Origin of the sequence: uncultured Campylobacter sp., assembly GCF_938018035.1 — a bacterium.
GTDB lineage: Bacteria > Campylobacterota > Campylobacteria > Campylobacterales > Campylobacteraceae > Campylobacter_B.
This window is the reverse complement of sequence record NZ_CALIJF010000044.1, coordinates 1-7,541: the sequence shown is the minus strand read 5'-3', so window position 1 is coordinate 7,541 and position 7,541 is coordinate 1. Positions and strand designations below refer to the sequence as shown.

At 47.9% G+C, this 7,541-nt stretch carries 11 protein-coding genes; 1 reads left to right on the top strand and 10 read right to left on the bottom strand.

Annotated features, from left to right (window positions below; translation table 11 throughout):
- The 6 genes from Q0257_RS01385 to Q0257_RS01360 all read right to left on the bottom strand — a co-directional run.
- Positions 1–304 (bottom strand): saccharopine dehydrogenase NADP-binding domain-containing protein (locus Q0257_RS01385; RefSeq protein ID WP_298020614.1); only part of this gene is annotated, 304 nt, incomplete at its 3' end.
- 381 nt (positions 305–685) lie between these two features.
- A complete protein-coding gene (locus tag Q0257_RS01380) occupies positions 686–859 on the bottom strand; it encodes a DUF2892 domain-containing protein (protein ID WP_298020612.1) in 174 nt (57 codons plus the stop codon).
- Positions 853–1,065 (bottom strand): DUF2892 domain-containing protein, encoded by a 213-nt coding sequence (locus Q0257_RS01375; RefSeq protein ID WP_002949192.1) that lies wholly within the window; start codon positions 1,063–1,065, stop codon positions 853–855. The genes Q0257_RS01380 and Q0257_RS01375 overlap by 7 nt, the downstream gene beginning before the upstream one ends.
- Before the next feature lie 10 nt (positions 1,066–1,075).
- Entirely contained in the window at positions 1,076–1,456 is a 381-nt protein-coding gene (locus tag Q0257_RS01370) for a hypothetical protein (RefSeq protein WP_298020610.1), read from the bottom strand.
- A 1-nt stretch (position 1,457) separates the two neighbouring features.
- Positions 1,458–2,417 (bottom strand): FAD/NAD(P)-binding oxidoreductase, encoded by a 960-nt coding sequence (locus Q0257_RS01365; RefSeq protein WP_298020606.1) that lies wholly within the window; start codon positions 2,415–2,417, stop codon positions 1,458–1,460.
- Between the two features lie 65 nt (positions 2,418–2,482).
- Positions 2,483–3,118, bottom strand: a complete 636-nt coding sequence (locus Q0257_RS01360; protein ID WP_298020603.1) for a Crp/Fnr family transcriptional regulator — start codon at positions 3,116–3,118, stop codon at positions 2,483–2,485.
- A 168-nt stretch (positions 3,119–3,286) separates the two neighbouring features.
- Here Q0257_RS01360 and Q0257_RS01355 point away from each other — a divergent pair, with 168 nt between their 5' ends.
- Positions 3,287–4,246: an SLAC1 anion channel family protein gene (locus Q0257_RS01355; protein WP_298020600.1), complete on the top strand. Its 960-nt coding sequence runs from the start codon at positions 3,287–3,289 to the stop codon at positions 4,244–4,246.
- 299 nt (positions 4,247–4,545) lie between these two features.
- Here the strand turns inward: Q0257_RS01355 and Q0257_RS01350 are convergent, their stop codons facing one another.
- Genes Q0257_RS01350 through Q0257_RS01335 form a run of 4 tightly spaced genes read right to left on the bottom strand, consistent with a single transcriptional unit; the run spans position 4,546 to position 7,266 of the window.
- Positions 4,546–5,031 carry a hypothetical protein gene (locus tag Q0257_RS01350; RefSeq protein ID WP_298020597.1) on the bottom strand — a complete coding sequence of 162 codons (486 nt, stop codon included), beginning with the start codon at positions 5,029–5,031 and terminating at the stop codon, positions 4,546–4,548.
- A 42-nt stretch (positions 5,032–5,073) separates the two neighbouring features.
- Positions 5,074–5,703, bottom strand: coding sequence for a LysE/ArgO family amino acid transporter (locus Q0257_RS01345; RefSeq protein ID WP_298020594.1), 630 nt, complete (start codon positions 5,701–5,703; stop codon positions 5,074–5,076).
- 10 nt (positions 5,704–5,713) lie between these two features.
- On the bottom strand, positions 5,714–6,652 hold the full coding sequence (locus tag Q0257_RS01340) for a hypothetical protein (protein WP_298020591.1): 939 nt from the start codon (positions 6,650–6,652) through the stop codon (positions 5,714–5,716).
- The gene (locus Q0257_RS01335) at positions 6,649–7,266 is read right to left on the bottom strand and encodes a hypothetical protein (RefSeq protein WP_298020588.1); all 618 of its coding nucleotides are present in this window, start codon (positions 7,264–7,266) and stop codon (positions 6,649–6,651) included. The genes Q0257_RS01340 and Q0257_RS01335 overlap by 4 nt, the downstream gene beginning before the upstream one ends.
- Positions 7,267–7,541: the final 275 nt, after the last annotated feature.

The window sequence follows — 7,541 nt, the reverse complement described above, 5'->3', positions numbered from 1 at the left end:
GGATGCCGGCGCGAGAGCACGCGTCCATCAGCGTTAGGTCCTGGTACGGCAGCGCAACGTTTAGCAGTAGCTGCGCACCCGTTTTTTTGATTAAATTTACGACCGCATCGGTGTCGTCCGCGTCGATCTGGGCGGTGTCGATTTGCACGCCTAGGCGGTCTTTGATAAATTTAGCGATCGCGTCGCACTTGCTTTTGGTGCGGCTTGCAAGGGTGATTTTTGTAAAAACGTCCGCGTTCATCGCGCATTTTACGGTCGCGACTTGGCTCACGCCGCCCGCGCCTATGATTAAGATATTTGACATTTTGGCTCCTTTAAATTTTAAATTTTGATGCAATTTTAGCAAATTTAAGATGAATTTTAAGAGGCGAGGTGCGATTAATCATAGAGTTTCGTTATGGCGGGTGCGGAGCACAAGCTCGCTCTAGTAAGAGTGCTGAAGCAAGAATGCTGAAAGCGACACGGCGTTAAAATTTTACGCGGATAGCGGCATGCCGATTGACGGCGGCATGAGATTAAATTTCCCGCCCTGCATCGCGCGATAAAATTTTAAGCCTTAAGCGCTCGTTTAAATTTAGCGTTCCGCGGCAAGGCGTGGAGAATTTAAAATTTAAAGCTCGCTTCGCCACTAAATTTATCGCGCTTCTTGCCCAGGCGCGCAGCAAACCGCATACCGCAGCTAAATTTAACGCTTTAGCGAACAGCGGTTTAAAAAGTAGCAAGCCGGGCAAAATCCCGTGACGCCCACGATAAAGGGCACGAGCCCTACTAGCCCCCACCAGCTGTTAAACACCACTCCAGCGATCATTATCGCTAGCCCGATCAACGCTCTTATTATCCTAGTTTTTTTACTTAGCATTGCGTTTTCCTTTCTTTGTTTTTGCATTTTTTACACGTATTTATACCAAAAAATTTATAAAGAGGACAATAACCGTAAACAGCCGTCAGTAGCGGCACGAGTCCGACCAGCCACAGCCAGCACTCGCAGACGAACCCAAATGCGTATATCCAAACCGCAGCGATTACTAGGCGGATAGTTTTATCTAAAATCCCGACGTTTTGCATTTTCTCTCCTTTATGCTAGACCTCTTATCATGCCTTGCATGACCATCGGCTTCATCATATATAGCTTCATCGCCCAGTTTAGGTAGCTCTCGCGAGTCGCGCCCATGCACGCTATCGTAGGCTCGGGCTTGCCCGTCCAGTTAAACTCCACCATCACCGCCTTGCCGAATTTCGTTAGTAGCGGGCAGGCAGTGTAGCCGCCGTATCTAGCACTCGGTTCGCGTCCTTTTATAACGTCGGCTAGATTTTGCGCCAGCACTGGATACATCTTGCGTATACTAGCTCCGGTTTTACCGGCGGGAAATCCGCAAACGTCGCCGATGGCAAATATATTTTTAAATTTCGAGTGTTGCAGCGTCTCGCGCGGGAGGCTAATCCAGTTGCCTGCCACATCACCCTACGCTTAGCCCTGCATCGGCGTAGATTTTAGAAGCATTCACGCGAGGCACTAGGTGTAGGTAGTCAAATTTTACTTCGACTAGCTCTTTAGCGAGTTTATTTTCGCCGTTTTCGCGGTACGGCATAGCGTGCTCAAATACCGCTATATTGGCACTTTTGTCCACCTCAACCAGCTGATGCGAGGTAAAATACTTCACGTCTCGCTCCTCTAGCATCCCTTCTATCATTTTAGCATAAACAGGAGCGGAAAATATCGTCCGCGCACCCGAGTATATCGAGATATCAAGCTTGTCTCTGTTGCCTAAATTTCGCGCCATATCTTCGGTTAGCAGTGTTACTTTTTTATTTGCGCCCGAACACTTCATCGGTGTTTTGTTGTCGCTAAAGACTATCTTGCCGCCTTCTTTGCCGACTTTTTTCATTATGCCAGACATAGCAACAGCGCCTGGGATCGTGTAGATAGAGGTCACGTTGTCGCTACCGATATCGTCGGCGCTAAGCCCTTTTACGCTCTCAAACTCATACTCCGCTCCGCTAGCTATCACGAGGTAGTCGTAGTTCAAATTTGACCCGTCCTCTAGCTTGACGGAATTTGCCGCCGGATCGATAGATACGGCATTTTGCTTTATCCATTTTACGCCGTCTGGGATCAAATTTGATTTTTCGTAGGTTATATCTTCGGGCAGATAGTGACCGGCTGCGATGAGCGTAAAGCCGGGCTGATAGTAGAAGTACTCGTCCTTATCAAGGACCGTTAGTTCGGCGTTTGGCATATCTCGTCGTAGTTTCGCCGCTAGGCTGATGCCGCCTAGACCGCCGCCGATTATTAGGATATTTGCGCGGATGTCCGCATTTTCTCCCGCATTTAGCTTGCTAGCACCTGCGACTCCCGCCGCTGCTAGCCCCGCCGCGCCTAAAATTTTCAAGACGCCTCTTCTGTCGATGCTTTGCATAAAAGCTCCTTTTAGAAGTTATTGTCAAATCATAGCGCATTTTAAAATTTAAATATGTAACAAAGTCACCTTAACGTCACGACTCCGCGTTTTAGCTCGACGAGCCCCTTTTTCTGCATCTCTTTTAGCGCTCTTGATACCGCCTCTCTCGCGCTAACGATGTCGTTTGCGATCTGTTCGTGCGTGATCTTTAGCCCGTTTTTCGCGCCGTTTTGCTCGAGGAAATTTATTATTCGCCTAGTTAGTGGCAAAAACAGCGTCTGATCCATAGCGGTTATCGCCGAGCTAAATCGCGTCGCCATGAGCTCTAGCGCGTGATTTGCCACCTGCGGATAGTTTTCGCGTAGCCTCTTAAATATCTCTCTTGGTATCAAAATCATCCGCACGTCATCTTCGATTTGCAAATTTATCTCCGCTTGTAGCGCTCCTAGCGAACAAAAGCCGCACAGCATACAGCTATCGCCGTCTTGTAGGTTAAAGACGGTGATCTCTTTAAAATTACTCGTGCTAACCAGCCCGCGCGCACGCCCGCTTATGATGATCGCGTAGCCCAGACAGCCATCTTTTGGGTATATCCTTTCACCCTTTTTAAAGCTTTTTAGCGTCGCGCTTTTTAACACCGCCTCTTCATCCTGCGCACTAAGCGTAAATTTAGAGGTAAACCGCTGCTTTAGCGTATCTTTTAGCTCGTCTCCCAACATACGCACTCCTTGGTTAAATTTGGCTTTGTTTAATTATATTTTCTTTTACGTAAAAGCGCGGTGATAAAATTTAGCTACAAAATATTTTAAGCATTGATTTATTTCGTGACTAACTCACCGAAATTGCGCTAAAATTGGGGTAAAATTTAGAAAAAACAAGGAAAAATTATGAAAACGCAGGACGAAAAACCAAGCTGGCTGCAGCACTTCCCCATAATGTTTTACACCGTAGTTATGGGGCTTGGCGGACTAGCTCTCGCATACGAGCGGCTAAATTTGATCTTTGATATCTCAGGCGCGGTTTTTGAAATTTTACGCGGCGCGGCTAGCCTAGCATACGCACTCATCTGCGCTTGTTACGCGGCGAAGCTGATAAAATACCCAGGGGCTTGCAAGGCGGAGTTTTTCCACCCGGTGCGCGTAAATTTTTTCGCCGCTTTTTCGATCGGCACGCTGCTAGTCGCCTCGCTCTGGCGGGACTTCGCGCCCGTTTACGACGCGCTTTTTTGCGTGGGCGTAGCGTTTCAGACCTTTATTACGCTGCACGTCGTCTCCTTTTGGATCAAAAATAACGTCCAGATCGCGCACTCAAACCCCGCGTGGTTCATCCCGATCGTGGGTAACCTCTTCGTCCCGCTAGCCGCGCCCGCCGCGAGCGAGCTTGCGTGGTATTACTTTGCGATCGGGATATTTTTTTGGCCCGTGCTTTTTGCAGTTTTGTTTTACCGCATCATCTTTCACGATCAGATGCCGCAGAAATTTATCCCGACGCTTTTTATCGTGATCGCGCCGCCTGCGATAGCGTTTTTAGACTACGTCAAGCTCACCGGCAGCTTTGACGTCACAGCGAAGATCATGCTCTACATCACGCTATTTTTCGCGCTTCTCATCCTTTGTATGTTTAAAAGCTTTTTGCGGCTTAAATTTTTCCTCTCGTGGTGGGCGTTTACCTTCCCGACGGCTGCGGCTAGCATAGCGTTTTTGCGAGCGTTTGAGTTTAACGGGATCAAATTTTTCTTGTTTGCGGGAGCGGCGGGTTTTGCTATCTTATGCGTTTTTATAGGTATCGTGGGCTTTTGCACGGTAAAGGCGATGCGGCGCGGCGAAATTTGCGTGCCTGAGGAGTAAAATTTCACGCGAGCTCGGTTAAAAATTTTGACGGGCGCAGGGCAAAGCGGGCTAGAACGCCGGCGGGCAGTAGGATAAAATTTGCGTATCGAGGGATAAAAATTTGTACGCAGCTTTAAATTTGGAATTACGATAAATTTTAACCGAGCGGAATTCTATCGTCACAGAAAGCTTGTCTAAATTTAGCTCGCCGCGTATTTTTAGGGTTTAAATTTATGCGTCCTCGCGACAAAGAAGCATAATGCGGACGTAATATTTACGATCGAAGCGGCACCTGATCTCACGCCGCACCGCTAAAATTAAATTTCGTAGCGATAAATTTTGCCGAAATTTTCATCCAGAGTGTAGCTAAACTCGCCGCCTGCGTAGTAGATTATCACGCCGTCGTCAAGCTCGAAGCGCTGATAGACGCGCAGCACGACCTCGTTTTCGCTGATGCCTTGGACGTGGATAAAGATATCGCTCTTCCTGCCCGCGGTCATCGCCATCTGGTAGAGCTGATTAAATAGCGCGTATTCGGCGTTTTTCTCGGCGTCCTCTTGCGATAAAAAGCCCTCCAGCACGCCCAGCATCTCCGCGCGAAATTCCGCCCTGGCGCGCGCATAAGCGTTTTGGATATTTTCGATCTGGTTGGTATCGAGTAAATTTAAAAGCGAATGTTTGCCCACGTAAAGCGTCGCGCTCGATGTGATTTTGCCATCCTTGTCGGTCACTAGTCGCAGAGCTTTCTCTACGCGCCACAAGGCCTCTTTTAGTTCGAGCCCGCTTTCAATTTCAATTTTCATCATAGATCCTTTATCAAGAATGCGGAATTTTAGCGTGAAATTTTAAATTTTAAAGACAAACTTCGCGATCAGATACGCCATATACAGCATCAAAACTCCCACGAGCGCGTCGATTATGCGCCATGCTCTGCTGCTTGCAAAAAGCTTCGAAAGCGCCCCTGAACCGTAGCCCAAGCCGAAAAACCACGCAAACGATACGAACATAACTCCCGCGTAAAACCACGGCTTTTGGGCATCTGCGATCGTAGCGCCGAGCGAGCCCACGACCACGACGGTGTCTAAATACACGTGCGGATTTAGAAGCGTCACCGCAAGGGCTTTAGCTACGACGGGCGCTAGCGGGCTATTTGCCGAGTTTTGGATCTTGGCAAAATGCGAGCCTCTGTAGGCGCTAAAAAACGAGCTTAGCGCGTAGCAGAGCAGAAATATGACCCCGCCTATGCTTAAAATTTGGGTAAGGAGCGAGCCCTGCTTAAGGGCGCCGCCGATTAAAAATATACCTATACCCGTAAGCACGGCATCGCTTAGCGCGCAGACCGTGCAAACCGCCGCGACGTGATTTTTCGCAAGACCTTGGGATATGACGAAGATGTTTTGCGCGCCGATCGCGACGATCAGTGAGAGCATCAGCGCGGCTCCTTGCAAGAAAATTCCGATCGGCAAGGAGTTCAAGACCGCGCCTCTATTTGTTTTTACTTTCGCAGGCGGAGCTTTGCATCGCGGTATCGGCGGCATCAGAGTCAGCCGCTGCCGCACTTTTGGATGCAGTGGCAGATCCATTATCGCCCGCAGAAAATTTAGGCGCGGAATTCTCGGCACCTGCGAAATTTTCGCCCGCGGCGGCGTCATTTGAGGAAGTGGCATTGTTCGGCGCAGCGGAGTTTTGTTCGTTTAAATTTGAAGCGCCCTTCAAATTCTGCGCGCTGTTTGAATCGGCGGCGCCATTAGAATTTTGCACGGCGGAATCCTGCGTAGAGCGGGAATTTTCCGCGCCTGAATTTTCATCTAAATTTTGCGCGCCGCAGGAACTTTGCGCATCGAAATTTTTTGAAGCAAAATTCTCATCGCGAAAGTTTTTAGCTTTAAAATTTTTAGCGCTACTCGCGCTTTTTTTAGAGCCCTTGGCGCCCTTGCGAGTTTTTAAAGCGGTTTGCTCTTCCTCAGGGCTTTGCGAAAGACCCGCTTTTTCGCGCAAAATTTTACTCAGTTCGTAGATCGAAATTTCAAATGAGCCCGGTAGCGTGGCCTCCGTGTCGCTGTAAAATCGTAAAAAATTAAAGCGATCCTGCGCCTGCGGTATTTTTTTGAATACAAAATTTAAAAGCTCCGTTTTGTTTCTGCCCGCGACGAAGGTTTTGGTGCCTAAATTTGCGATATCTTTGTATTCGAAGCTCTCGGAATTTGCCCCGCGCACGATCGTAAAAGCATCCTCGCCGATCTGCAAATAATTTTTCGCGCCGAGTCTAAGCGCGCAAAAAAACGCGCAAAATGCCGCCACTACGGAAGCAAAAAGCGCCGCGCCGCCAAAGCCCGCGTGGTAGCAATACCCGCTAGCGAGCGCCAAAATCGTCGATCCCGCCAGCGTCATCGCTACGGGCTTTTTATTCTCTTTTACTATCATCTTCCCTGCTTAATCAGTTGTCTTATATATTCGTAAATTTTAAAATTTAGCGCATCCATTACCGAGTCTTTAGAGCCCGGATTTTTGATGCTTTGGTAGTTGAGATTAGTTACGTAATCCTTCCAAGCGCCTTTGTTTTTAACGCTTATGTAGAGGCTAATCTGCGAGTCGTAGAAGTAGTCTCTGTAATAATCGTCGTCGTCCCAAGGATCATAACCGAACGGCATCCCCCAGCCCACGCCTACGCCCGTATGTCTGTAATATCTGCCAAATCCCATTCCGAAGCTAAATCTCGGATTATCCCACGATCTGCGCGAAAAATCCGCCTTGCGGAAGTAGTTGAGATTGCCGCCGATTTGGACGTTCGCCGCGCTTTTATTTACGACCTTAAATCCGTCCGCGCGCAGATGTTGAATCACCACTTGGGTTAAATTCGAATCCGTCGTAGAGGTATTGGTAAAATTTACGCTTATAAGCTTATCTTGCGGAAATTCCATAATGTGAAGCGGCTCGGAAGTGCGCACAATACCGCTATTTACGGGCACGTTTTTAGAGCAACCTGTAAAAATCAAAAACGCCGAAATGACCAAAAAAAGTGAAATTTTATTTTTCAAGACGGATCCTTTCGCTTAAGATTTCAAATCTTAAATTTGAGTGATTGTAGCATAAATTTAAAATTTTAATATCAGCAAGAGGCGATTTTTTGAAATAATCTAACGGCGAATGGGCAAGAGTGGAATTTTTAAATAAAATTTTGCGCCGAGCGACCGCTAAATTTAAAGCCGCCGCTCGGTTGAAATTTCTGTAAAAGAGGCGGAATTTTAAATCGTAGGCGTTTAAAATTCCACAATCTTATAGGCTCACGCCGCGCGTAAGTACGCGCTTGCGA

What these genes read in the sequence shown, in the direction of transcription:
- Q0257_RS01380 (WP_298020612.1), bottom strand. Translation starts at nt 859, where the DNA reads ATGCTAAGTAAAAAAACTAGGATAATAAGAGCGTTGATCGGGCTAGCG.
- Q0257_RS01375 (WP_002949192.1), bottom strand. Translation starts at nt 1,065, where the DNA reads ATGCAAAACGTCGGGATTTTAGATAAAACTATCCGCCTAGTAATCGCT.
- Q0257_RS01365 (WP_298020606.1), bottom strand. Translation starts at nt 2,417, where the DNA reads ATGCAAAGCATCGACAGAAGAGGCGTCTTGAAAATTTTAGGCGCGGCG.
- Q0257_RS01360 (WP_298020603.1), bottom strand. Translation starts at nt 3,118, where the DNA reads ATGTTGGGAGACGAGCTAAAAGATACGCTAAAGCAGCGGTTTACCTCT.
- Q0257_RS01355 (WP_298020600.1), top strand. Translation starts at nt 3,287, where the DNA reads ATGAAAACGCAGGACGAAAAACCAAGCTGGCTGCAGCACTTCCCCATA.
- Q0257_RS01350 (WP_298020597.1), bottom strand. Translation starts at nt 5,031, where the DNA reads ATGAAAATTGAAATTGAAAGCGGGCTCGAACTAAAAGAGGCCTTGTGG.
- Q0257_RS01340 (WP_298020591.1), bottom strand. Translation starts at nt 6,652, where the DNA reads ATGATAGTAAAAGAGAATAAAAAGCCCGTAGCGATGACGCTGGCGGGA.